General features: G+C 62.6%; 24 protein-coding genes. 10 read left to right on the top strand and 14 right to left on the bottom strand.

What is annotated here, in order from left to right; genetic code table 11:
* Positions 1-166: 166 nt before the first annotated feature.
* Entirely contained in the window at positions 167-967 is an 801-nt protein-coding gene (locus ACS5Q0_RS21055; RefSeq protein ID WP_473128611.1) for a prolipoprotein diacylglyceryl transferase family protein, read from the bottom strand.
* Between the two features lie 89 nt (positions 968-1056).
* Between ACS5Q0_RS21055 and dsbD the strand changes: the two genes are divergently transcribed.
* The 7 genes from dsbD (at position 1057) to ACS5Q0_RS21020 (ending at position 7855) form a co-directional block, all read left to right on the top strand.
* Positions 1057-2904, top strand: coding sequence for a protein-disulfide reductase DsbD (dsbD, locus tag ACS5Q0_RS21050; protein WP_473128610.1), 1848 nt, complete (start codon positions 1057-1059; stop codon positions 2902-2904).
* A gap of 116 nt (positions 2905-3020) precedes the next feature.
* Entirely contained in the window at positions 3021-3392 is a 372-nt protein-coding gene (locus tag ACS5Q0_RS21045) for a thioredoxin family protein (protein WP_473128609.1), read from the top strand.
* A gap of 37 nt (positions 3393-3429) precedes the next feature.
* A complete protein-coding gene (locus tag ACS5Q0_RS21040; protein ID WP_473128608.1) occupies positions 3430-4065 on the top strand; it encodes a DsbA family protein in 636 nt (211 codons plus the stop codon).
* Between the two features lie 49 nt (positions 4066-4114).
* On the top strand, positions 4115-4783 hold the full coding sequence (locus ACS5Q0_RS21035) for a L,D-transpeptidase (RefSeq protein ID WP_473128607.1): 669 nt from the start codon (positions 4115-4117) through the stop codon (positions 4781-4783).
* Positions 4784-4828: 45 nt separating this feature from the next.
* Positions 4829-5533 (top strand): DsbA family protein, encoded by a 705-nt coding sequence (locus ACS5Q0_RS21030; RefSeq protein ID WP_473128606.1) that lies wholly within the window; start codon positions 4829-4831, stop codon positions 5531-5533.
* Positions 5534-5656: 123 nt separating this feature from the next.
* The gene (locus ACS5Q0_RS21025) at positions 5657-6787 is read left to right on the top strand and encodes a c-type cytochrome (RefSeq protein ID WP_473128605.1); all 1131 of its coding nucleotides are present in this window, start codon (positions 5657-5659) and stop codon (positions 6785-6787) included.
* Positions 6788-6850: 63 nt separating this feature from the next.
* Complete coding sequence (locus ACS5Q0_RS21020; RefSeq protein ID WP_473128604.1) at positions 6851-7855, top strand: L,D-transpeptidase family protein; 1005 nt, start codon at positions 6851-6853, stop codon at positions 7853-7855.
* Positions 7856-7951: 96 nt separating this feature from the next.
* On the opposite strand, the gene ACS5Q0_RS21015 is transcribed toward ACS5Q0_RS21020, so the two are convergent.
* The 11 genes from ACS5Q0_RS21015 to soxC all read right to left on the bottom strand — a co-directional run bounded on the left by ACS5Q0_RS21015 (position 7952) and on the right by soxC (position 15753).
* Entirely contained in the window at positions 7952-8452 is a 501-nt protein-coding gene (locus ACS5Q0_RS21015; protein WP_473128603.1) for a GlcG/HbpS family heme-binding protein, read from the bottom strand.
* 43 nt (positions 8453-8495) lie between these two features.
* Entirely contained in the window at positions 8496-8951 is a 456-nt protein-coding gene (locus tag ACS5Q0_RS21010) for a DsrE family protein (protein WP_473128602.1), read from the bottom strand.
* Between the two features lie 17 nt (positions 8952-8968).
* Positions 8969-9442, bottom strand: coding sequence for a DsrE family protein (locus ACS5Q0_RS21005; protein WP_473128601.1), 474 nt, complete (start codon positions 9440-9442; stop codon positions 8969-8971).
* Positions 9439-11190, bottom strand: a complete 1752-nt coding sequence (gene soxB / locus ACS5Q0_RS21000; protein ID WP_473128600.1) for a thiosulfohydrolase SoxB — start codon at positions 11188-11190, stop codon at positions 9439-9441. Before soxB ends, ACS5Q0_RS21005 begins: the two co-directional genes overlap by 4 nt.
* Positions 11191-11222: 32 nt before the next feature.
* A complete protein-coding gene (locus ACS5Q0_RS20995) occupies positions 11223-11534 on the bottom strand; it encodes a hypothetical protein (protein ID WP_473128599.1) in 312 nt (103 codons plus the stop codon).
* A gap of 71 nt (positions 11535-11605) precedes the next feature.
* Positions 11606-12418 (bottom strand): sulfur oxidation c-type cytochrome SoxA, encoded by an 813-nt coding sequence (soxA, locus tag ACS5Q0_RS20990; protein WP_473128648.1) that lies wholly within the window; start codon positions 12416-12418, stop codon positions 11606-11608.
* Positions 12419-12506: 88 nt separating this feature from the next.
* A complete protein-coding gene (soxZ, locus tag ACS5Q0_RS20985) occupies positions 12507-12818 on the bottom strand; it encodes a thiosulfate oxidation carrier complex protein SoxZ (protein ID WP_473128598.1) in 312 nt (103 codons plus the stop codon).
* Positions 12819-12849: 31 nt separating this feature from the next.
* A complete protein-coding gene (soxY, locus tag ACS5Q0_RS20980; RefSeq protein WP_473128597.1) occupies positions 12850-13350 on the bottom strand; it encodes a thiosulfate oxidation carrier protein SoxY in 501 nt (166 codons plus the stop codon).
* A 28-nt stretch (positions 13351-13378) separates the two neighbouring features.
* Positions 13379-13741: a sulfur oxidation c-type cytochrome SoxX gene (gene soxX / locus ACS5Q0_RS20975; protein ID WP_473128596.1), complete on the bottom strand. Its 363-nt coding sequence runs from the start codon at positions 13739-13741 to the stop codon at positions 13379-13381.
* A 31-nt stretch (positions 13742-13772) separates the two neighbouring features.
* Positions 13773-14453, bottom strand: coding sequence for a c-type cytochrome (locus tag ACS5Q0_RS20970; RefSeq protein ID WP_473128595.1), 681 nt, complete (start codon positions 14451-14453; stop codon positions 13773-13775).
* Positions 14437-15753 (bottom strand): sulfite dehydrogenase, encoded by a 1317-nt coding sequence (soxC, locus tag ACS5Q0_RS20965; protein ID WP_473128594.1) that lies wholly within the window; start codon positions 15751-15753, stop codon positions 14437-14439. The genes ACS5Q0_RS20970 and soxC overlap by 17 nt, the downstream gene beginning before the upstream one ends.
* 345 nt (positions 15754-16098) lie before the next feature.
* On the opposite strand from soxC, the gene ACS5Q0_RS20960 reads away from it, so the two are divergent.
* Complete coding sequence (locus ACS5Q0_RS20960) at positions 16099-17157, top strand: MBL fold metallo-hydrolase (protein ID WP_473128593.1); 1059 nt, start codon at positions 16099-16101, stop codon at positions 17155-17157.
* A gap of 28 nt (positions 17158-17185) precedes the next feature.
* On the opposite strand, the gene ACS5Q0_RS20955 is transcribed toward ACS5Q0_RS20960, so the two are convergent.
* The gene (locus tag ACS5Q0_RS20955; protein ID WP_473128592.1) at positions 17186-17368 is read right to left on the bottom strand and encodes a hypothetical protein; all 183 of its coding nucleotides are present in this window, start codon (positions 17366-17368) and stop codon (positions 17186-17188) included.
* A gap of 303 nt (positions 17369-17671) precedes the next feature.
* On the opposite strand from ACS5Q0_RS20955, the gene ACS5Q0_RS20950 reads away from it, so the two are divergent.
* Both ACS5Q0_RS20950 and ACS5Q0_RS20945 read left to right on the top strand, forming a co-directional pair.
* Positions 17672-18100 (top strand): universal stress protein, encoded by a 429-nt coding sequence (locus ACS5Q0_RS20950; protein WP_473128591.1) that lies wholly within the window; start codon positions 17672-17674, stop codon positions 18098-18100.
* Positions 18097-20547 carry a plasma-membrane proton-efflux P-type ATPase gene (locus ACS5Q0_RS20945; RefSeq protein ID WP_473128590.1) on the top strand — a complete coding sequence of 817 codons (2451 nt, stop codon included), beginning with the start codon at positions 18097-18099 and terminating at the stop codon, positions 20545-20547. Before ACS5Q0_RS20950 ends, ACS5Q0_RS20945 begins: the two co-directional genes overlap by 4 nt.
* Before the next feature lie 78 nt (positions 20548-20625).
* Here the strand turns inward: ACS5Q0_RS20945 and ACS5Q0_RS20940 are convergent, their stop codons facing one another.
* Positions 20626-22125, bottom strand: a complete 1500-nt coding sequence (locus ACS5Q0_RS20940) for a Do family serine endopeptidase (RefSeq protein ID WP_473128589.1) — start codon at positions 22123-22125, stop codon at positions 20626-20628.
* Positions 22126-22363: the final 238 nt, after the last annotated feature.

Genomic DNA, 22363 nt, shown 5'->3' with positions numbered 1-22363 from the left:
GATCGCTGCTTTCCGGACCTGTTGGTGGCGATGGTCGAGACATTCTTCACGACCTTGAGATTCGCCACCTGCGGGAGCACGGCTGCATGATCGAGGTGGGACCGACATCATGGCATGTCAGGCCTCGTGAATCTGGTGGCACGAAAGCCGGTTGAGGCGACGTTGGCTACTCGGCCAGCAATTTGCTGATTGCGTTGGTCAAAGCCTCACGGGAAATCTCGCCGACATGAACGGACCGGAGCTTTCCGTCCGCCCCGATGAAGAGTGTCACAGGTAGGCCCGGGGTGGCGTAATGACGGGGTAGGTCCATCCGAGCATCTAATAGCACGTTGGACAATGTGAGCTTTTCGCTGTCCAGGTAGCCCTCGATGGTCGTGCGCTTCTCGCCCTGGTTCGCAAACAGGAACGTCACGTCGCTTCTGGTGGCAGCCACCTCCGCCATCATCGGCATCTCACGCCGGCAGGGCGGACACCAGCTCGCCCACAGGTTCACGACGACCGGCTTGCCGACGAAGGACGTAAGAGCTGTTGAACCTCCCTCGAATTTCTCCAGTGCGAGATTGGGTATCGGCGTCGAGGGTGTGGCATTGGTCAGCTGCCAAATCACGTTCCAGGCAAACAGCGCCGTGGCGAGACCAACAACCGCCCCGATGGCCGCCCGGTGCGTCCTCACCAGAGCCGCGGAAACGAGCGCAACCCCGGCGGCGCCCCATTGCCAGGCGAAGCCACCCTGCCAGACTGCAGGAATCCGCCATGGCTCGTCGGCGAAGCTGGATGCATTTTCTACGACGTGACCGAGACGGGCCGCAGTCAGCCCTACGATCAGAGCCCAGGTCGACCACCGCCCGATGCGGTGATCCAGTCGGGAGGACATGATCGATGTTACGACCATGAAGACGCCGATGCCGACAATGGCGGCGAAGCGATCACCGGCGAAGACGAGAGGACCAATGGAAATTGCTTGCATGTCGTGGCTGGTCCAGGCTCCACCTTAAGGCTGCCTTAAGGTTGGCCGGGCGGATGGGGAGGCAATCATTCCAGATTCGAGGTTCTCCCTTGTCTCACACACTCGTCAGACTTTGTCTTACGCTGTTTGCCTTGTTTCTCGGATCGGTCAGTGCCGGAGCGCAGTTCCAGATCCCGTCTCCCGACGAAGTCTTCCGCCTCAGCGTTGCAAAGGAGGAGGATGGGGGTGTCAGGCTGAATTGGGCGATTGCCCCGGATACTTACCTTTATCGCGATAAAGTGATTGTCACGGCTTCTGCGAGCGACGCCGCCCCGCTTCTGATCGAGACCAGCCCCGGCAAACCGAAGGACGATCCGACTTTCGGGGCGACGGAGGTGTATTACGATACCGCGCAGGCAACCGTTCCAGCCAAGGCCCTCACGGCCGCGGGCTCGCCGCCGTCGCTCCAGGTGACTTATCAGGGCTGCGCCGACAAGCTCGGAATCTGCTATCCGCCTGTGACCAAGTCCGTCGACCTCGTGAGGCTCGCAGTCACGGATGCCAACGCCTTGGAGATGAAGGCCAGCAGTGCCGGCGCGAACGCCCCATCGGAATCAGCCGATGCTTCACTCCCAGGTGAAACGTCGGAAACAGCGCAGGCGCAGCAAGCTGCCCCGCAGGACAATGCCTGGATGACCGGCAGCCTCGTCTCGGTCCTGGCGACTTTCCTCGGCTTCGGTCTGCTGCTGACCTTCACGCCCTGCGTGCTGCCCATGATCCCGATCCTGTCGGGCATGCTCGCCCGCAGCGGAGGCCAGCTTTCCGCGGGGAGGGGCTTCGCGCTCTCGACGACCTACGTGCTGGCCATGGCGGTGGCTTACGGCCTGCTCGGCATCGCCGCGGCCTGGTCCGGTCAGAACCTGCAGGCGGCCCTGCAAACGCCATGGGCGCTCGGTGCCATGAGCGTGCTGTTCGTGGTTCTGGCCCTGTCGATGTTTGGGCTGTTCGAACTTCAGCTTCCCGCATCGTGGACCAGCCTTATCGCGGGCCGGACCTCCGGCCTGGGGGGCTCGTTCTCCGGCGCGGCTGCTCTCGGATTCACGTCGGCGCTGATCGTCGGTCCCTGCGTGACGCCGCCGCTGGCGGGAGCGCTGCTCTATGTCTCTCAAACCGGTGACATGACGCGTGGAGCGGCAGCCCTGTTCATGCTCGGCCTCGGCATGGGTCTGCCGCTGATCGTCTACGGCACGGTGGGGGCCAGGGCCCTGCCGAAGTCGGGCCTGTGGCTGGTCCGCATCAAGCAGGCCTTCGGCGTCGTCTTCCTCGGCGTCGCCATCGCGATGATCTCCCGGATCGCACCGCCGCAGGTATCGCTGGCACTGTGGGCCTTGCTCGCCATCGGAGCCGGTGTGTTCCTCGGCGCCTTCGACGCTGCGGTCACCTGTCCCGTTCGCCGACTGGCGAAGGCGGCGGGGATTGCCGCTGTGCTCTATGGCGGCACCTTGGTCGTGGGCACGGCAGGTGGGGCTACCGATCCATTGCAGCCGCTTGCCTTCCTGGCGCGCGGTTCGGCGCCGGCCGCTGAGAACGAGCTTGCCTCCACTCGCGTGACCACTCCCGAACAATTCGATGCGGCGGTTCAAACGGCGCAGGCACAAGGCAAGCCGATCCTGGTCGACTTCACCGCCGAGTGGTGCGTGAGCTGCAAGGAGATCGAACGCAACGTCTTCGGCCATCCGGCCGTGCAGGCGCGGCTCAGAGACGTGGCGTTCATCCGCGCTGACGTGACGGATTATAACGAGTCCAGCCGTGCGATGATGCAGCGCTTCAGCGTCATGGGGCCTCCGACGATCCTGTTCCTCGACCCGAAGACGGGGCAGGAGGTCGTCCCAGCTCGGACCATCGGCACGATCGATGCGGACGGCTTCCTCCAGAAGCTCACGGCGGCGGGGGCGTGATGACGGTCGATTCATCTCGTTCCCCTGGGAATCTATGGCCTCGGCGGACATTCCTGACATTCGCGGCCCTTTCTTCGGGCCTGGCGCTCCTGCCTCGGCCCACGCACGCACAGTCTGTGGAACTGGCCTTCGCCACTGTCACCAACCGAAAGGGGTTCGATGCGGCGGTCAGGCGCGCCCACACCCTGAGAAAACCGGTGCTGACGTACTTTACGGCGGAGTGGTGCCCGATCTGCAAGAGCATCGATGCCCGCGTCTTCTCCAATCCCGTGATCAAGCGGCGGCTCGAGAGCATCGCTCTCGTGCGTGCGGACGTGACCGCCGTCGATGCAGGCAACCGGGCGCTCATGGAGCACCTTCGGGTTCCCGGGCCACCGGCCATGGTCTTTCTCCATCCGAAGGACGGCCGCGAGATCCCCAGGACCCGCCTGACGGGAGCCGTCGACGCCAATCTCTTTCTCGACACGATCAATCTCGCCGGCCTCTAGACCCGCACCGTCTTTCCACAAGATCAAGGAGCCGATCATGCCTCGCCTCACGCAATCTCTCTTCGCGGCCGTTCTGACGGCGCTGTCCTTCGCCTTCATCCTGCCCACCGCTCCGGCTCAGGCCCAGGACAAAGCCATCTCGGTCGATGCGATCCTGAACGATCCGCAGGCGCCCGTCGGCGGCAATCCCAAGGGCGACGTCACCATCGTGGCCTTCCTCGATTACAACTGTCCCTTCTGCAAGCAGTCGGCGCCGGACCTGGAGAAGCTCGTCAAGGCCGACGGCAACATCCGCCTGGTCTACAAGGATTGGCCGATCCTCACGCCAGCATCCCTCCACGGTGCCCAACTCGCCTTGGCCGCCAAGCAGCAGGGCAAGTACGAGCAGGTGCACCATGCCCTCATGGGCATCCCGGGCCGCAGGATCAGTGCGGAGACGATGACGGAAGCAGTCCGGAAGACCGGCGTCGACATGGAGCGACTGAACGCGGACCTGAAGCAGCATGGCGCCGAGATCCAGGCGCTGCTCCAGCGCAACCTCGACCAGGCCGATGCGCTCGGGCTGACGGGAACGCCGGTCTACCTGATCGGTCCGTTCAAGGCATCCGGAGCGCTCACCTACGCGCAGTTCCGAAAAGCGGTCGCCGACGCCCGCGCGCAGAGCAAGCAGTAGCCCTCCTGGCTTTTCCTCCGCCGTTTTCTCCCTCACCGATAGGACTTTCATGTTCAAGCTCTTCAAGCCGGCAGGTCTCATCCGGAGTTTCGTCCTGATCCTGCCGGCCGCTCTGGCCGCCTGCAACACGACGTCTCCTGCGTCCCCTCCGGTCGCTGCGGCGCCCATGGTCGATCCCGTCACGGCTCAGCGCTATGCCGCCGTGAGCACCGACAAGCACCCGGTTCCCGGCGTCGATCCGGCCAGCCTCAAGCCGCGCAACGTACGCCAGCTCGTGGACTACGCCACCAATGAGAAGCCGGGGACCGTCGTCATCGATACCGATGCCCGCTTCATCTATCTCGTGCAGGAGGGCGGCAAGGCGCTGCGCTATGGCGTCGGCGTCGGCAAGGAGGGCCTGGAGTTCAAGGGTACGGCAACCGTGAACCGCAAGGCGCAATGGCCGCGCTGGACACCCACACCCGACATGATCAAGCGCGAGCCGAACCGCTACAGGAAATGGGCTGGCGGCATGGAGGGCGGCACCGACAACCCGCTTGGTGCGCGTGCCCTGTATCTGTTCAAGGACGGCAAGGACACGCTCTACCGCATCCATGGCACCAACGAGCCGGAGACCATCGGACAGGCCGTGTCCTCGGGCTGCATCCGGATGATGAACCAGGATGTCATCGATCTCTACAGCCGCGTGCCGACCGGCGCCAAAGTCGTCGTCCTGTGACGGCCGTCGCTGCATTTCCGCGACATGAATTTGGATTGGAATGACATGATGACCTTCGACCGACGCCGACTTATCCAGGGCGCTGCGCTCACCCTTCTGATGGCGCCTTCGTTCAACACTGCCCAAGCCCAGAGCGGGGAGGGCTGGCACCCGCTGAAGGGTGACGATGGCAAGCCCGTCCCCAACACGCGCCTGCCCGTCGAACTGACGGGCGAGATCGAGAATCTGCCCGGCGTAATCTGGGTCGGCTCGAAGAGCACCGCCGTCACGCTCTACGAGTTCTACGACTACAACTGCCCCTATTGCCGCGTGGCGGCGAAGGACCTGCATGCTCTCGTGAAGAAGAGGCCGGTACTGCGCGTCGGACTGATCAACAACGCCATCCTGTCACTCGGATCGATGCAGGCCGCCAAGGTGGAGTTGGCGCTTCTCATGCTGAAGGGCCCGGCCGTGGCCTACGAGTTCCACCAGCGGCTGTTCGCGATGTCGGGCACCAACGACGGCGCGCGGGCGCTCAAGGTCGCCGAGGCTCTCGGTGTCTCCCGGCGCCAGATCGAGCCCGCGGCCGACGGCGAGAAGGTTGGAGGGATGCTGCGCGAGCAGATCCAGCTCGCGGCCAACCTGGGTCTCGCAGCAACGCCCTCCTTCGTGGCGGCCGGGGTCGGAGTTCTGGGCTATCCTGGCCCCAAGACCATAGGCAGGATCGTCGCCGCGATGGACACATGCGGCGAGGCCGTCTGCCCTTCTTAAGCGAGCAAGCCGTCGTTCTTTACGCGGCCTCGCCCTTAAGACTGCCTTAAGGTTGGGCTGAGCGTCTGCGAGGAGCGGCCTGGCGAAGCATAAGCCACGCCAGAATATTCGCGGAGGACGAACATGGATTGGAAGCTGCTGATCAGTTATGGCGTGGCGGGGATTGCAGTCCTTTCTTATGCAGGCCTAACCAGTGGCTCCGAGAGGCGGTCAAACCAACACTCGGCCGCTCGGCAGATCGCCGCGAGCGGCAGCGCATCAACCCCGACAGCTGCGTCCGGCAAGCCGCAGGCTACCGCCGCTGCGGCTAAAGCTGCGGAACAGACGAAGCCATCGGCCAATGATGCATGGATTGTGCCCGACGTGGACACATTGCCGGACGACGCATGGGGCAAGGCGGTGCGTCTGGGGCGGGATCTGACGGTTGCGACCTACGCCCATCTCGGGCCCGAGGTCGCCGACGCCACCAAGCGCTACGCCGGCAACAACCTCTCCTGTCAGAGCTGCCATCTCGACGCCGGTACCAAGAAGTTCGGCCTGCCCTTCGTGGGCGTGTTTGGCGATTTTCCCCAATACCGCTCCAGGGAAGGGGAGGTCGGCACCATCGAGGATCGCGTCAACGGCTGCATGACACGCAGCATGAACGGCAAGCCGCTGCCTGTCGACTCCGCCGAGATGAAGGCATTCGTCGCCTACATCAAGTTCGTATCCACGGACCGTCCCATCGGAGGCAAGACCGAGGGACGCGGCTCAGGCAGCATCCCCGAGCTCACCCGGGCGGCCGATATCGAGCATGGCCGAGAGGTCTATGCGCAGGCGTGCGCCGCCTGCCACCAGGCGGACGGGCAGGGCGTCAGGAAGGGCACCGCAGGCGATGCCCAGGGCTATCAGTTTCCACCGTTGTGGGGACCGGACAGCTTCAACGACGGCGCGGGCATGAACCGGCTGATCTCGGCGGCCAACTTCATCCACAGCAACATGCCGCTGGGCACGACCTATGATGCGCCTGTCGTGTCAGCGGAGGATGCGTGGGATGTCGCCGCATTCATCCAATCCCAGCCGCGCCCCACCAAAGCCGATCTCGACAAAGACTTCCCGAACCGGCTGCAGAAGCCGGTCGATGCGGGCTACGGTCCCTACGTGGACGGCTTCAGCCAGGAGCAGCATCGGCTCGGGCCATTCCAACCCATCCGGGAGAAGCTGAAAGAGTTGAAGAAGTCGGATGCGGGGAAGGCGGCGTCCCCCGCCAACTGAGCCGGGCGTCCGCTGATCGGAACGTCACAATTCGATTCTGAATGAAAGATTCTGGATATGCGGATGAACTCGGCGCGTAGCGTTTTGAGCGGAGTGATCCTTGCCGCAGCCTTGGCGGGCTGCGTGACCATCGGCGATCAGAGGCACCTGAAACCGGTGCCTCCGAAGTTGGTCGCCAGCATGCAGGCGAAGGGGATGACGGTCTCCGACCCCATCCTCATCCGCGTCTTCAAGAAGGAAGCGGAACTGGAGGTCTGGAAACGTGATCGGACCGGGCAATACGGTCTTCTCAAGACATACCCGGTCTGCCGATGGTCGGGGCAACTCGGACCGAAGATGCAGGAGGGCGACCGGCAGACGCCGGAGGGGTTCTACACGGTGCGGGCGGGCCAGATGAACCCGAACTCCGCCTACTATCTCTCCTTCGACCTCGGTTTCCCGAACGAGTTGGACCAAGCCCTCGGCCGCACGGGCTCGGCGCTGATGATCCATGGTGCCTGTTCATCCTCGGGCTGCTTTGCCATGACGGATGACGGCGCCGCGGAACTTTTCGCCCTGGCGCGGGAGGCCATCAGGGGTGGGCAGGAGGGCTTCCCGATTCACTCCTTTCCCTTCCGCATGACGCCGAAGAACTTGGCGGAGCACCGGGCCAGCCCGCACATCGCGTTCTGGCGCAACCTCAAGGAGGGTTCGGACCATTTCGAGACGACGCGCCGGCCGCCGAAGGTCGCCAGCTGCGGACGCCGCTACGTGTTCAACGCCAGCCCGACCGAGCCTGGCGCGCGGTTCGATGGCGGGGCTGCCTGCCCCGCATACACGGTCGAGGCAGGGGCCGCCATGATGGTGGCGGCCAAGCAAGCGAGAGATGAGGCTCGGGTCAGGGAGATCGTCGCCTCGGGGCTGACAGCGGTCTCCTACACCTATCTCGACGGGTCGATGCACCCTTCGTTCCAGGAGATCCTGCGGCACTTGGGACCAGCGCGCCTGCAGGCGCTGACGTCGGGCTCGGTGGCGGTAAGCCGTCCTGAGACTGCCTTGGCAGAGCCCAGGATAGAGCCCGCACTTTGAAATATACCCGAGTCTGAATCGAAGAAGTGGCTCGCACCGCTCGGGAGACCAATCCAAGCGACCACGTGCGTAACGCTGCGCGGGCCTTTCGGCAGTTCAGAACTCCAGTTTCTCACGCACGGCATCAATCCCTGCCTTGGCACAGGCTTCATCGTCGTCGCCACTGGGGCCACCGGAGACCCCCACCGCACCAACCAGGGATCCGCCCGCCTCGATCATGACGCCACCGCCGAGGAGGACCACATTGGGCAGATTGCGCAGGCCAGCCTGTGGCTGGTCCGGCCGGCTGATGCCGATGAGGTCCCTTGTGTTGGTTCGAAAGCTCGCAGCCGTCCAGGCCTTGCCTGTGGCGGTCGGTGGCGTATGGGGCCCGGCAAAGCGGTCGCGCAGCATCACCTGTGGTTGGCCGAAGCGATCGACCACGGCAACCGCCACCTGGAACCCCTTCGCGCGGCACGCTTCCAGAGCCGCTGTGGCGAGATCGACTGCGACCTCCGGCGACAGGGACTTATAGGAAACAAGCGGTTCCTCGGCGAAACCTGCTCCGGGATGGCCGGAAACAAGGCATGCTCCCAAAATCAACGCGGCGCGCTTCATCTCACCTCTCCGGGATACCAGGACCAATGGGACTTCGAATCCATCAGGGGCGTATGTAACTCCAGCCTTGCTCCTGAAGCTCCATCAGGCGCACGACGCCGGAGGGCACAATGCTCGCCTGCGGCAGGATCGTAATCGGCTTGCCCTCTCGCTTTTCCATAGCCGCCTTCGTATTGCCGCACGCCGAAAAGGTGACGGCGGGCATGCTGTCTTCCTTCATCCGCTTGATGCGGTCCTTGACCGGTGAGCTATCGTCCCGAAGCATGTTGAGTCCCGGGCCGAAAGCCACGACCTCGACCTGAACCTCCTGGCCGAGGTGGTTGTAGTAGTCGATCGCGTTCTCAGCATTGTTCAGGGCCAGCTCCATCACCGCCGGATCGCTCTGATCCACCTGTATGGCGAGGCGATGGCCTTGCGCGCCTTCAGCGCCATCGGCACGACCGGGCCCGATACCCAGCACCATAAGCAACGCCGCGATGAGCGAGATCCGGCTCAGCATGATCACCTCCTGTGTCTCTAGGGGCGCACCAACGTGTATCCCTTCTCGGCCAGCGTGAGGATCTGGGCCACCCCAGCCTCGACGCGGACAGCTTTCGGATTGAGGTCAGGAGCCTTGCCCGAGCGACGCTCAATCGTGTCGATCGTGTTCATGCAGACGTCGAACTGGACGCCCTGGGCAATGAGGCTATCGACACGGTCTCGACGCGGACTGTCCGCTTCCAGCAGATGGACCCCGGGGCCGAAGGCCACGACCTCGATGGCGATTTGGTCAGGGCCGTAGAATTTCAGAAGGTTGTTGGCCACGCTGATGACAAGATCCGCCTTCTCTGGCGCTGCGTCGGACAACTGCAGAACGAGATGATGCTCGGCAAAGGGCTTCTCTGCGGGCAAGGCTTCCTGAGCGGTCGCGGGTTCGACCGAACCCTGCCATGCGAGAGCCGCCAACCCCGCGGCGAATATCGTTCGAAGGATTGCGTGTCCGAGCCTCATAGGTTCGCCATGCCGGGATTTCCGGACACGCCCCTGATCTCGACGCGACTGGGTCTTTCGACGTGCGCCGTCTTCTCGGCCTGAAGATAGGCTGCAATGACATCCCACACCGGCTTGCCGTCCTGCGGGTTTACGGAAGCCCATCCTGCGACCTTATAGGTCTTGTCCGGTTCGATCGCTCGACCGTCCTCAAGCTTCAGATCCGAAATTCTTCGCCCGATGCCTTCTGAAGGTGTGCAGGCGTAGTTCAAACCGCCGACGCGGACCATGTCGCCGCCCTGCTGGTAATAGGGATCGGCATTGAAAAGATTGTCGCAGACATCCTCCATGATGTCCTTGATCTGCGCACCTTTCATCTCCTGGGCATACACTTCCGGGTAGCTGATGGCCGTCTCGGCGAGAACATCTTTCATGGTGACCGACTGCTGCGGCAGGATCGTCGGTCCCCAGCGGAAGCCGGGCGAGAGTGCGATCTGCGCATCAAGTTCGCGCCGCAGGGCGTCGCAGATCACCTGATCCATGCTCCCGCTGAAGTTGCCTCGGCGGTATAGAAGTTCGCTGGCTGTCGCCAAGCGCCGGTCGAAATGTTCTGCGCGGGAGGTCTGCAGCCGTGATACGAGATCCTGCATCTCACGATCGGGTTTGATCAGATCGGCATAGACCGGCAGCAGGTTGTAGCGAACGTCCTTGATGGCTCCCTTCGCCAGGTCGAGATCAAGCACAGCCAGGAATTTCCCGTTCGATCCCGCATTGGTCACCAAGGTTCGCCCACCGGGATTCAAAACGACGCTCGGGCGCGGAATGGCATCGTGGGTATGTCCACCGAGAATGACGTCGATGCCTGTCACGCGGCTGGCGAGCTTCAGATCGACATCCATGCCGTTGTGGGAAAGAAGCAGCACAGCGTCCACCTTGTCCTCGGCCCGGAGACGATTCACGAGGACCTGCAGATCCCCTTCGCGAATGCCGAACGTCCAGTTGGGGACGAAGCGCTTCGGATGCGCAATCGGGACATAGGGAAACGCCTGGCCTATGATGCCGACCCGATATCCTCCGATTTCCTTGATCATGGACGGCTTGAAGACCCGTCCGCTCGCGGGATCGAAGGCTGGCGCGTCGCTGAACGCCGCTTCCTCGGTCAGAAACACGTTCTGGGCCAGGAACTCGCCCTTGAACTGATCGAGATTGCGCCGCAAGGCTTCTTCGCCATAGGTGAATTCCCAATGGCCCGTCATTGCCTCGATGCCGAGGAGGTTCGCCGCCTCGACCATATCGGCCCCTTGCATTTCGTTCGAGAGGCCCGTTCCCTGCCAGAGATCGCCGCCATCGAGCAGAAGAACCGAGTTGCCGGGACCGGCATCGGCTCTCAACCGATCGATCAGCGTCTTCAGATGCGCGAAGCCGCCGAGCTGGCCGTACCGGCGCGCGGCCTCCTCATAATCGAGGAACGTGAAGGCATGGGACAGCCGGCCGCCCGGCTGGATGTCGAAATGTTTGAGGAACGCCTGGCCGACGAGATGCGGCGGCACCCCCTGGGTCGGCCCGATCCCGAGATTGATGCTCGGCTCGCGGAAGTAACCCGGCTCGAGCTGCCCATGCGTATCCGTCATGTGCAGAATTCTGGCATTGCCGAACCGGCCGACATCATAAAGGTTTTCGTCCGAAGCCGCTGCACAGATGCGAGGCGCCATGCCCGACAGCGCGGTGGCTGTGAGGAGCCTCAGCACATCCCGGCGGTCTGGACGCATGACAGGTCTCCTATCGGTTGTCGGCGGGGCTTTCAGCGAATTTCTGCTGCCTTCCAGGCCTTCTCCTGTTCCTTCACCTGGGCAATGGAGGCCACCGCGAGGGCTTCTGCGTGTTTCGCGAGACGCACGGCTTCGTCATAATTTCCAGACCCAGCCTTCTGCTGAGCATCGTTCAGGGTCGCATCGGTGGTGGTCCACTGGTTCTTGAGCTTGCCTGCTTCCGCGTTCTTGGCCTGCGCCGACGCATAGGCCGTCTTGAAGTCCTCTTCGGTTGCGGCAGTGACGGCCTGGGGCAGGATTGCGGCCAGGGTGATCAGCGTGAGCGCCCACAATGATCTGTTCATGACGTGTCCCATCTTCGGTCTGTGCCTCCCGCCCTCCGTGTGAGCGGCGGCACGCGAATGAAATCCTTTTCTCAAGGCCGTGCACCCGGACCCGCGATCGGCAGCCCGTTGCTCATGTATGAAAGGTAATATTCGACGTCGCGATACAGCTCGTCCTGTGGCTTCAGCGGCGTGGCGCGCACCTGACTGTTGCAGGTTGTAAAGCGGCGGCTGATCGTGCCCATTCCGCCCCATTCGGAGCGGTAGATCGGCATGGCGGCGAGGATCCCGAGCGCGGGAGCGAGGACCTCGGCGCGGATGCGCTCGCCTGGGCTTTGGACGTGGCAGCTCGCACAGGAGAAGTTCAGCTGGCCGCGTCGGGTGTAAAAGTATTCCTTGCCCTTTTCGTAGGCTTGCAACGCCCGCGGATCATTCGAGATTTTGATGTCGAACGGCTTCCCCCGGGACGTGTAGGCCATATAGGCCGTCAGTGCCGCCATCTGGTCACCCGTATAGGATAAAGGCTCTTCGCCATTTGCCTCACGGCATCGATTAAGAGCCAGTTCAAGCGTGATGACTTCGCCCGATTTGTCGTCGAAATAGGGATAATTCTGGCGAATGCCGATGCCTTGGTTCTGGAAGCAATCGGCATAGGTCTTCTTGTTTTTGAATGGTGTTTCGAACAGCTGCTTTCCTTCTTCGAGAGCGAACTCATACGGTGGAAACTGCTCCTTCTCCTCCCATTGCTTGCGCATGCTCTCGTCCATCGAATATGGACCGTTGACATAATCATCGAGCTGGACGTTCGGGAATTTCTGCTGGAAGTAGGCTCGGAAGGCTTTGAAGTCCGCCTGCGGGTCGACGTTGTCCGCCGCCATGGCAGATCCGGCAGCCCCCAGTGCCATGGCGATCACGAATAGAGAACTCCGAACCATGGTTGGCTCCTCCCTGTCTCGTCTCGGACGCGGCCGGCCCGTTGGTGGCCCTTTCCGCTCACATGATCTTGGCCACCGTCGAATCCGACTGCCCCTTGTTGTCGACCCAGCTCACTTTCAACTCGTCACCCTTCTGGGCCCCCTTGAAGCTGAACTTGAGATAGGGATCCTTTGCCACCGCCGGTCCCCAATAGGCCGTGAAAACGGTCTTGTCCTTGTGCTCGAAACGCACGACCTCGATGTAGTGCGGAGGGATCAGCTCACCCTTGGAATCCTTGACGAAGCCGGAATCCATTGGGTGCTGGATCAGGGATTGGACCTCGGTCGTATCGCCGCTCGCGACGGCACGGATGCGAATGGTGGATGGCATGAGATCTTCCTCCGGGCTTGTCGCCTGCCGATCAGCCGCCGCAGCCGCCGACCGTGACCTTGACTTCCTTGCTGGCGCTGTAAACTTTGCCGTCCGCTTCGACGAGCGCGACGACCTGGCTGGTTTTGGCCATCTTGAGCCGGTTGGATACGGACGGCAGCGTCCCTTCGGAGATCTTGTAGGAGGCCGCGAGCGTGAACGGGTTCTCAAGGACGAGAATTGAGATCGACGTGGTGTTGGGGAGCGAGCTCGTCACCGAAATCGGAACGACGGCGCCGTTTTCCGCAATTTCGGGAGCCTCGAGCTTCACCTGGTCCGAAGGCTCCGCGCTCTTGTCGTAGAGCGCTTTTACAGTATCGGCTTGGCTCTTCTGCTTGAAAGCGTTCTCCGGCCACTCGGACGCCTCGGCCGCAGCCCAGGCTTCAAGGGTCCCATCGGTCAATCCCAGCATCGCGAGACTGCCGATGGCGGCTCCCTTCAGAAAGATTCTGCGTGTTCCGCCAACTATCAAAAGCTCTTCGATCGATGCCATGAGTTCTCCTCCACGGCGTTCGCTGAACTTAGAGACTGTAGAGGAAATCAACCACTGCGCTGATTTCCTGGTCGGTGAGAATGAGGTTGCGCCCAAAAGGCGGCATGACGGTTTGAGGGTTGCGCCTGGTTTCGTCATGGATGATGTCGACGACATCCTGGCGGTTGGGATATTTGCTCTTCAGGTCCGCCAGTGCGGGACCGATGGTTCCGGGAAGGTCGCCGCCCGGGATGTTGTGACAGGAGAGGCAATTGCCCTTGGAGCGATCGAAAGCGATAGCCTTTCCATCGAGATTCTGAGCCTGTGCAATCGTTCTACCACTAAGGAGCACCAGACAGGCGCTGAATACCGCCGGCGTCATCGTTCGGATCAGGCTACGCGCAGGCTTCATGTACGCCTCCTCCCGTTAGCCACGGCGAGTGCTATTGCGGCTCCATTTCATCTAAGGGTCCGGTTGTCCGCGGCGTTAGCGTGCTTCCTTCGGCCGTGGATACGATCTTCACGTCGCCGGGGTCGCGGCAATGTTCCATGCAGGCCTTCGCGGCCGTATCGGGCCGTGGATCGCTCCAGGTGAAACGGTCACGGTTGGGCATCTTAACCGTGGGAAGGCTGTTCCGGTCGGCGACGAAATCGCTGCCGACGATATTGTTAAGGTTCAGGACATAGGCGCTCACCGCATAGACCTCGTCCGCCGAAAGGCTGCGCGGTGCCTGAAACGGCATCGCACGGTTGACGTAGTCCCACAGGGTCGAGGCATAAGGCCAATAGCTGCCGACAGTGGGCTCCGGGCGGTCGCCTTTGAGTGTTCCCTCGCCGCCGGAGAGTTTCGGGTACCTGCCGGCGCCCTCGCCGAATGTTCCGTGGCACTGAGCGCATTGCTGCTGGAAGATCTCCTCTCCCTGGCTGACGGAACCGTGGCCAGGGGGGAGGCCTGCTCCGTCAGGGCGAACGTCGATATCCCATCCGGCGATTTGCTCCGGCGACGCCGGAGCACCATATTCAAAGCGCCCAGACTCGGAGCCCCACACGGGGAGGGGGCCGAGGAATGCCCCGGCTATCGTCAGTGCGAGTATGCCGGTACGGAGTTCAGGACAGCTGGACATCGGCGACGCTCCCGTCGGCTTTGAGCTGCCATGTCTGAATCGCGTTGTTGTGGTAGACCGAGTTCGTGCCTCGCACGCGCCGCAGGTCGGCGATCGTGGGCTGCACGTAGCCGGTCTCGTCCAGGGCCCGCGATTCCAGCAGGGCAGGGGCTCCGTTCCAGCGCCATTCGAGTGAGAACCGCGTCAGGGCCTTCGGGAGAACGGGATCGTGCAGCCTCGCGCGTTGCCAGTTGACGCCGCCGTCCATGGAGATGTCGACCTGCCTGATTTGCCCCCGGCCACTCCAGGCGAGACCTCTGACCTCATAGAGTCCGGGCCCTTGCAACGGCTTTTCAGGGCAGGGAAGGGTGATGACGGATTTCGCATCGAGAACCCAGGTGAACCCACGCGCCGTGCCGTCCGGCATAAGGTCCGTGTACTTGGACGTTTCCTCGCGGGTCATCCAGGGCTGGTCGCCAAGCTTGAGGCGACGCAACCACTTGACGTTTACATTGCCTTCCCACCCGGGCACGACGAGGCGCAGCGGATAGCCCTGTTCCGGCCGGAGGGCTTCTCCATTCTGGGCGTAAACGACGAGGCAATCGTCTAGGCACTTTTCGATGGGCAGGCTGCGGGTCATGTGCGCGCCGTCCGCCCCCTCGGCGAGAAGCCATTTGGCCTCGGGCTTCAGGCCCACGTCCTGGAGCAGCGTCGAGAGCTTGACGCCTGTCCATTCGGCGCAGCTGACCATCCCGTGAGTGAATTGCAGCGAGTTGAGTTGCGCCGAGCGCCACTCCATGCCGCCATTGGCCGGGCACTCGATGAAATGGATCCGTGATACGGCCGGGAAGCGCTCGATGTCTTCCATCGTCAGCACGAGAGGGCGTTCGACAAGGCCGTGAATTAGGAGGCGATGTTCGCCTGGATTGACGGTCGGTACGCCCGCATGGTGACGCTCGAAGAAGAGGCCGTTCGGCGTGATGATCCCGTGCAGATCCTGGAGAGGCGAGAAACTGACTGAGGACTCACGAGTAGCCGTGAGCCACGGAACGTTTCGGCGGATGACGTCCTTCTCGAACTCGGAGGGTTGGCCGTAGGGGTGGTCGACGACGCCTGGACCAAGCATTCTTGACCAATCCGGGTCCTCCTGTGTGGAGAAAGCCGCTTCGCCCGTGGCCATAGCCGATGAGGTTGAGCCGATGAGAGTGCTGCCGGTCGAGGCTGCCGCCCACTTCAGGAACGTGCGTCTTCCGGCGACATTGCCGCCCGGGGGATCGCTCCGAAGGGGCCAGTTCGGCACCGATCGGAATCTCCGGATCATGATCGTGCCTCCCAAGTTACGCTCGGACCATGAATTCTGCACATGCAGACGGATGGGCCGCCAACAACGTTACTATGGGCGTGACCAAGACTGTAGGTTCGATACCTAGTTTAGTCAACGCGGATAAACGGAGAGTTTGTTGCCCGGCCCGTGCATCCGCGTTTCGATGAGTGACCGGGTGCGGCATGGCTTGTCCACCTAGTCGCGCCCGGCCGGATGACGTCAAGCCGGACCTGAGCAGGAATTCCATCTTCCGGCGCTTGGCGTTTGGCTTCATGATAGGCGCCTAGCGCGTGCGTCCGAATACACTGGGCAGCCTATTCAGCACGGGACGGAGATGGGAACGTGTCTCGCAATGAACTGAACGCTCGAAATGTTGTCGCCACTCCCCGATGCGTTGCCTTCATCGGGGGCGTGATGGTTTGGATTGCCACGGTCTTGGGTGCACCCGCTACCCGTGCCGCCGACCAGCCCCCCTACCCACCGCTCACGAAGCCGATTGCTATTCAGCAGGCGCCAGGAACGTCCGTATATTACGCCGTAGGCCAGCCTGGAATCCCTGACAAAGCGAATGAGGGATTCACCTCGAACGCCGGCTTCGTCGTCACGGAGGATGGAGTCGTTGTGTTCGATGCTCTAGGGACGCCGAGCCTCGGATGGGACCTGCTGCAACGGATTCGCGACAAGACAAATAAACCTGTTCGCTACGTCGTGGTCAGCCACTATCACGCGGATCACATCTACGGTCTCCAGGCCTTCAAGGATCACAGTCAGGCGGTGATCATCGCACAGGAACGTGCAGCCGAGTACAAAGAGAACGAAGATACAGCTGATGAGAAAGCCAACCAGCGGCTCGATCAGCGTCGGCAGGCGCTTTTTCCATGGGTCGACGAGAACACGCGCGTCGTTTCTCCCGAGATCACCTTCCTGGATCGAGCGACCGTCTCCCTGGGCGGGAAGCGCTTTGTTCTGCTGTATGCCGGCCCGGCCCATTCATCGAGCGACATGATGATGATGGTGGAGCCGGACCGGGTGCTATTTGCCGGTGACATCGTTCAGAGCGGCCGCATCCCTTTCATGAACAGCGATGACGTCAGTACCACAACATGGCTGAAGGCTCTCGACGAGGTCGGAAAGCTGGACCCGACATTCATTATCCCTGGGCATGGGCGAGCATCTGATAATGCGCAGGAAGCTATCGCGTTCACGCGCGACTACATTGTGTTCGTTCGCGCTGCCATGCGCAAGGCAGTGGAGAATTGGGTCGATTTCGGCATGGCTTATGCGCAGACGGACTGGGCGAAGTACAAGGACCTGCCTGCCTTTGAAAGCAACAACCGCGGGAACGCCTACCGTATCTATCTGGAAATGGAGCAGTCCCAGTTCAAATCAGGCAATCCTTGAATCCTGTCGGCAGATGAAGGTCAACGACCTAGGACGCGGGAGAGCCTTTCATCTCCGTCGGTCCGCCCGAGCCATCGTTGCGGCTCAGATAGTCGATGATGGTCTTCGCTCCAACCTCGTCGACTGGCGCGATGCCGTAGCCGGTGTCCTGGGCGACGCCTTTGACGATGACCGGAAATTTTCCGATGGGGAAGCGGTAGGCTGCCTTCATCCAGTCGGTTGCGGTCTATCCCGGTGCGATCACCCGCGCCGGGGCGCCGCTGAAGTGGGGCAGGGTTGCTCGTTCATTCCGTAGGTCATGAACATATCGGGGTGCCGGGGAACACGGTACCTGATCCAGCGGCCTAGTTGCCGCACTCAGGACAGCATGCCTTTCGGATGGGGCGGAGGGCGTGTCAGCACGAGCGGGCAGATCAGCGACTTTGAAAGCGGTGAGTCTTGATCTTCCTCAAATTGCTCCAGCGGCACTGGGATAGGCTCACCATTGCCTGCGGCAGGATGGGAGAGACCCGTCATGAGTTTCCAGAAGGTCCTGATCGCCGTGGACGATAACCCGATTGCCGCCCATGCGGCTGACGTCGGTGCCGAACTGGCGCGTGTGCTGACGGCCGAGGTGGCGCTGATCCACGTGATCGACCTGGCCGCTGCACCGGACGCCGGCATTCCCGCCGAGGAGTTGGCCATCCTCGCCCGGCAGGACAGCGCAAGAGTGATCGCCGATTTCCGCGCACGGCTGCCGGCGGGACTGTCGGTGCTGCAGTTCACTCCGCAAGGAGCGCCCGGGGAGGAGATCGTGAAGGCCGCGCGGGACTGGCCCGCGGACATCATTGTGATCGGCAGCCACGGACGCGGCGGCCTCACGCGCGCCCTCGCGGGCAGCGTCGCCGAAACCGTGATGCGCCACGCACCTTGTCCGGTCCTCTCTGTCCGGGCCAAGGCATGATCGATCCTCGGAAAGAGGTGACCAGGGAGGCGCTCGGCCGGTCGGGTCAGTCGACGCCCTCGGGCATCGTAACGAGCCGTGATCGGGGTCTTTCGGTGGACGAGGCGACCAAGCGGCTGGCGCAAGAGGGGCCTAACGATGTTCCCGACAGAAAGGCTCACCCCCTTCTTGGCTTCGCTGCCAAGTTCTGGAACCTCTCGGCCTGGATGATCGAGCTGATCGCCATCGTTTCCCTCATCCTCCACAAATGGGCCGATGTCTGGATTGCCCTCCTGCTCCTGGCGGTGAATGCCGTTTTGAGCTTCCTGCAGGAGCAGCGAGCCTCCACGGCCGTGGCAGCCCTGCGGAGCAGGCTGCAGGTCAGTGCGCGCGCCTTGCGCGACGGAGCGTGGCAGGCGATCCCCGCGAGAGAGTTGGTCCATGGCGATGTCATTCGGCTGCGGTCCGGAGACTTCGTTCCGGCCGACGTGCGGGTCATCGAGGGAACCGTGCAGGTTGATCAGTCGGCCCTCACAGGGGAGTCTCGGGACATCACCGGAACCAGCAGCGACGTGCTCTATTCGGGTGCGGTCGTCCGGGAGGGCGAGGCCACTGCGGTTGTGGTTGCGACTGGGCCACGGACGTATTTCGGCCGGACCACTCAGCTCGTCGCGAGCGCCCATCCAAAGCTGCATGTCGAGGAGGTCATCGCCAGGGTCGTCAAGTGGCTCTCCGCCATTGTCGGGATCCTCGTGGCGGTGACGGTGGTCACCGCGATCGCCGAGGGATTGCCCTTTTCCGAGATTCTGCTGTTGTCATTGGTCCTGCTGATCAGCGCCGTGCCGGTTGCCCTTCCCGTGATGTTTATAGTCAGCATGGCTGTCGGGTCGATGGAGCTCGGCCGTCACGGCGTCCTCGTCACCCGGCTCAGCGCGGCGGAGGACGCCGCGAACATGGACGTCGTCTGCGCCGACAAGACCGGAACCCTTACGATGAACCGGCTTTCGTTCGCGGGCGCTCGGCCTCAGCCAGGCTTCTCCGAGGCGGATGTCCTGCGCTGGGGCGCGTCAGCCTCGAACGAGGCCGATCAGGATCCGATCGACCTCGCCTTCCTGAGAGCGGCCCGCGACAGGAAATTGCTTGATGAAACGGCCCGGATCCTGTCGTTCACGCCGTTCTCGCCCAAGACCCGCCGGACCGAGGCCACCGTCGCGCATGGCGGCCGTCAGGTTCGCGTCATGAAAGGCGCGCTGCGGACCGTAGCGGAGCAGGCCGGACTCGATCCCACGACCTTGAGCATGCTGGAGGCCTGCGCGACTGCGGAGGCGCAGAACGGTTTTCGCGTCCTCGCCGTTGCGCAGGCCGAGGGCGAGGGAGCATGGCAGTTCGCCGGCCTGGCATTGCTGCGAGACTCCCCCCGACCCGACTCGCGCCAACTCATCGACGAACTCCATTCGCTAGGGGTCAGGGTCAAGATGCTGACGGGTGACGCCTTGCCCGTTGCGCGTGGCGTTGCACGCGAGCTGGGTCTCGGCGACGTCATCCGCGCCCCGGAATTGCGGGCGGCGGGAGACGCTTCTGAGGCCATGGTCAGGAAGCTCGTAGAAGCCTCGAGCGGTTTCGCCGAGGTGTTCCCGGAGGACAAGTTCCTCGTCGTCAGGGGGCTTCAGAGTGCCCATCATATCGTCGGCATGACAGGCGACGGCGTGAACGACGCCCCGGCTCTCCGCCAGGCCGAGGTCGGCATCGCCGTCAACAGCGCTACGGACGTGGCCAAGCGGGCTGCGAGCGTCGTGCTGACGACCGAGGGGCTCGAAGGCATTGTGGACCTCGTCAGGAACGGCCGGGCCATCTACCAGCGTGTTCTCACATGGATCATCAACAAGATCGGCAGCACGATTCTCAAGGCGGGTTTCGTCGTCATCGCATTCCTCCTGACAGGTCAGTTCGTCATCTCCGCCTTAGGGATGGTGCTGCTGCTGTTCATGACGGACTTCGTCAAAATCGCTCTCTCGACGGATCGGGTCCGGCCATCGCAGAAGCCCGAGACGTGGAACATCGGTTCGCTGGTGACGCTTGCCGTGATCCTCGGCCTGGCCATGCTCGCCGAAGCCCTGGTGCTGCTGGCGCTGGGGTGGCGCCAATTCGATCTCGGTCACCATCCGGGCCAGCTTCAGACGTTCACGTTTCAGGCGCTCTTGTTCTTTTCCGTATTCTCGATCGTATCGATCCGCGAACGCAGGGCATTCTGGGCCTCCTGGCCGGGAGGCATTCTCGTGGCAGCCTTGGCGGCCGATGCGCTCGCAGGGATATTGATCGGCATGTATGGACTGGCCGGACTGCGGCCCCTGGCGTTCACCCAGACCGCCTGGATCATCGGGTTTGCGCTCGTTTGCTGTCTCGGCTTCAACGAAGCCATCAAAGGCTTGTACTTCGCACACATCGATCCGAAAATCACTGACAGATAACGTGCGGCAGGCCGTCTGGCCCGCCGCCAAAGAACGCGTGGATAGAAGCAGCAATAGATTTTACGTTTCGCTGGTATTTCAGCCCGTAGCTGGCATGGTGATGGCCACGAAGCGTGTCCCGTCCTGGTTCCTGATCCGCATAAGGATCGCCTTCTTCCCGTCTTGCCGTGCTCGTTGTACGTCTGCCTTGACATCTGCCGGCGTGGCGACAGCTTGGCCAGCAACCTCAAGGATAACGTCGCCCTCCTTGATTCCTTTCGCCGCGGCGGCGCTGGATGGGTCGACGCTCAACACGGCAACGCCCTCGCTCCCGGCCCCGGGTACCGATGGGGCCGGCGCCAGACGAAGCCCGAGCTGCGCGCCGCTCTCCGGATTTGTCTCGGCGCTGACCGTCTTTTCATCCGGCAGGCTTCCGAGTCGCACACTCGATGTCTGCTCCTTGCCTTGGCGCAGATAGGTCAGCTGGACCGTGGTCCCGGGTTTGAATGCTGCGATCTTGCGGGACAGTTCGCGCGCATTGGAGATGGCCTCGCCGTTCACCGCCGTGATCACGTCGCCAGCCTTGAGGCCTGCATCGGCAGCCGGTGTGCCGTCCTCCGCACGGTCGATCAGGGCACCCTTATGGGAGGAAAGCCCGAGGCCGTCGGCGAGATCCTTCGTGAGCGGTTGAATCTGCACGCCAAGATAGCCGCGGATGACTTTTCCGTCCTTTTCAAGCTGGGAGACGATCGACTGAACCGTATCCGACGGGATCGCAAAGGCGAGACCGACGCTGCCGCCGGAGGGCGAGTAGATGGCGGTGTTCACGCCGACAACCTCACCGGCGAGATTGAAGGTGGGGCCACCCGAATTGCCCTTATTGATGGGAGCGTCGATCTGCAGGAAGTCGTCGTACTGGCTTTCCCCGATGTCGCGGCCTCGCGCCGAGACGATCCCGGCCGTGACGGTGCCGCCCAAGCCGAAGGGATTGCCGATCGCCACGACCCAGTCACCCACGCGGGGCTCGGACTTGGCGAGATGTACGAACGGGAAGTTGCCGCCCTCGGTCACCTTCACCAGCGCAAGATCCGTCTTCGGATCGGTGCCGATGACCTTCGCCGGCAGGGTTCGGCCGTCGTCGGTCGTAACCTGGACACTTCCGGCATGTTCGACGACGTGATTGTTCGTGACGACATAGCCGTCGGCCGAGATGAAGAAGCCTGATCCCAGAACTTGACCCGAATGCGATTGCGGCTGGCGGTTCTCGTTGAAGAAGCGGAAGAGGTTTCGCAACTGCGGAGGGATCTGATCGAGATCTCGTGAGGAGAACGGAAGATTGTCGGAAGTGGTGCTTTCGAGCTTCACACGCACCGCGACGACAGCCGGTTTGACCTTTCCGATCACGTCGGCGAACGAGAACGCGCCTGGGTTGTCATTGACCACGGGAGAGGCTGGCGATGTGCTTTGTGCGAAAGCAGGTGTTGCAGATTGGAGGGCTGCCGTGCCCAGCACGCCTGATACGAGAAAAGCAACGGCGGCAACGGAGGCGAGCGCACGCTTGGCGTGCGCACGGGTCCGGACAGAGATCTGGTCTGACATAGTGTCAACTCCCTGAACGAATTCAGCCGCGTTAGCGGCATCTCTGTCCATATCGGCTGCCACCATGAACGTGTCCTGGCCTGCAGATTAAGAATTGTTCATGCAGGCAACAGCGTCATTGAACGCTTTGGAGACGGTGATCGTGGGAAGCAGGTCACGGGGTTCCCTGGTGCCCGGCATCCGTGGACCGGTTGCGGGAGGCGGCCTCGATCTGAGGGCGCAGAGCATCGAGGTTGTA

Source organism: Microvirga sp. HS2 (genome assembly GCF_055792805.1).
Note: the sequence above shows the minus strand (reverse complement) of the source record. Positions and strands in the feature narration are given on the sequence as shown.

What these genes read in the sequence shown, in the direction of transcription:
- soxY (WP_473128597.1), bottom strand. Translation starts at nt 13,350, where the DNA reads ATGGCATCGATCGAAGAGCTTTTGATAGTTGGCGGAACACGCAGAATC.
- ACS5Q0_RS20945 (WP_473128590.1), top strand. Translation starts at nt 18,097, where the DNA reads ATGATCGATCCTCGGAAAGAGGTGACCAGGGAGGCGCTCGGCCGGTCG.
- ACS5Q0_RS20995 (WP_473128599.1), bottom strand. Translation starts at nt 11,534, where the DNA reads ATGAACAGATCATTGTGGGCGCTCACGCTGATCACCCTGGCCGCAATC.
- soxC (WP_473128594.1), bottom strand. Translation starts at nt 15,753, where the DNA reads ATGATCCGGAGATTCCGATCGGTGCCGAACTGGCCCCTTCGGAGCGAT.
- ACS5Q0_RS20955 (WP_473128592.1), bottom strand. Translation starts at nt 17,368, where the DNA reads ATGAAGGCAGCCTACCGCTTCCCCATCGGAAAATTTCCGGTCATCGTC.
- soxB (WP_473128600.1), bottom strand. Translation starts at nt 11,190, where the DNA reads ATGCGTCCAGACCGCCGGGATGTGCTGAGGCTCCTCACAGCCACCGCG.
- ACS5Q0_RS21055 (WP_473128611.1), bottom strand. Translation starts at nt 967, where the DNA reads ATGCAAGCAATTTCCATTGGTCCTCTCGTCTTCGCCGGTGATCGCTTC.
- soxX (WP_473128596.1), bottom strand. Translation starts at nt 13,741, where the DNA reads ATGAAGCCTGCGCGTAGCCTGATCCGAACGATGACGCCGGCGGTATTC.
- ACS5Q0_RS21015 (WP_473128603.1), bottom strand. Translation starts at nt 8,452, where the DNA reads ATGAAGCGCGCCGCGTTGATTTTGGGAGCATGCCTTGTTTCCGGCCAT.
- ACS5Q0_RS20950 (WP_473128591.1), top strand. Translation starts at nt 17,672, where the DNA reads ATGAGTTTCCAGAAGGTCCTGATCGCCGTGGACGATAACCCGATTGCC.
- ACS5Q0_RS21040 (WP_473128608.1), top strand. Translation starts at nt 3,430, where the DNA reads ATGCCTCGCCTCACGCAATCTCTCTTCGCGGCCGTTCTGACGGCGCTG.
- ACS5Q0_RS20940 (WP_473128589.1), bottom strand. Translation starts at nt 22,125, where the DNA reads ATGTCAGACCAGATCTCTGTCCGGACCCGTGCGCACGCCAAGCGTGCG.
- ACS5Q0_RS21005 (WP_473128601.1), bottom strand. Translation starts at nt 9,442, where the DNA reads ATGAGGCTCGGACACGCAATCCTTCGAACGATATTCGCCGCGGGGTTG.
- ACS5Q0_RS21035 (WP_473128607.1), top strand. Translation starts at nt 4,115, where the DNA reads ATGTTCAAGCTCTTCAAGCCGGCAGGTCTCATCCGGAGTTTCGTCCTG.
- ACS5Q0_RS21010 (WP_473128602.1), bottom strand. Translation starts at nt 8,951, where the DNA reads ATGCTGAGCCGGATCTCGCTCATCGCGGCGTTGCTTATGGTGCTGGGT.
- ACS5Q0_RS20970 (WP_473128595.1), bottom strand. Translation starts at nt 14,453, where the DNA reads ATGTCCAGCTGTCCTGAACTCCGTACCGGCATACTCGCACTGACGATA.
- soxZ (WP_473128598.1), bottom strand. Translation starts at nt 12,818, where the DNA reads ATGCCATCCACCATTCGCATCCGTGCCGTCGCGAGCGGCGATACGACC.
- soxA (WP_473128648.1), bottom strand. Translation starts at nt 12,418, where the DNA reads ATGGCACTGGGGGCTGCCGGATCTGCCATGGCGGCGGACAACGTCGAC.
- ACS5Q0_RS21030 (WP_473128606.1), top strand. Translation starts at nt 4,829, where the DNA reads ATGATGACCTTCGACCGACGCCGACTTATCCAGGGCGCTGCGCTCACC.
- ACS5Q0_RS21020 (WP_473128604.1), top strand. Translation starts at nt 6,851, where the DNA reads ATGAACTCGGCGCGTAGCGTTTTGAGCGGAGTGATCCTTGCCGCAGCC.
- ACS5Q0_RS21025 (WP_473128605.1), top strand. Translation starts at nt 5,657, where the DNA reads ATGGATTGGAAGCTGCTGATCAGTTATGGCGTGGCGGGGATTGCAGTC.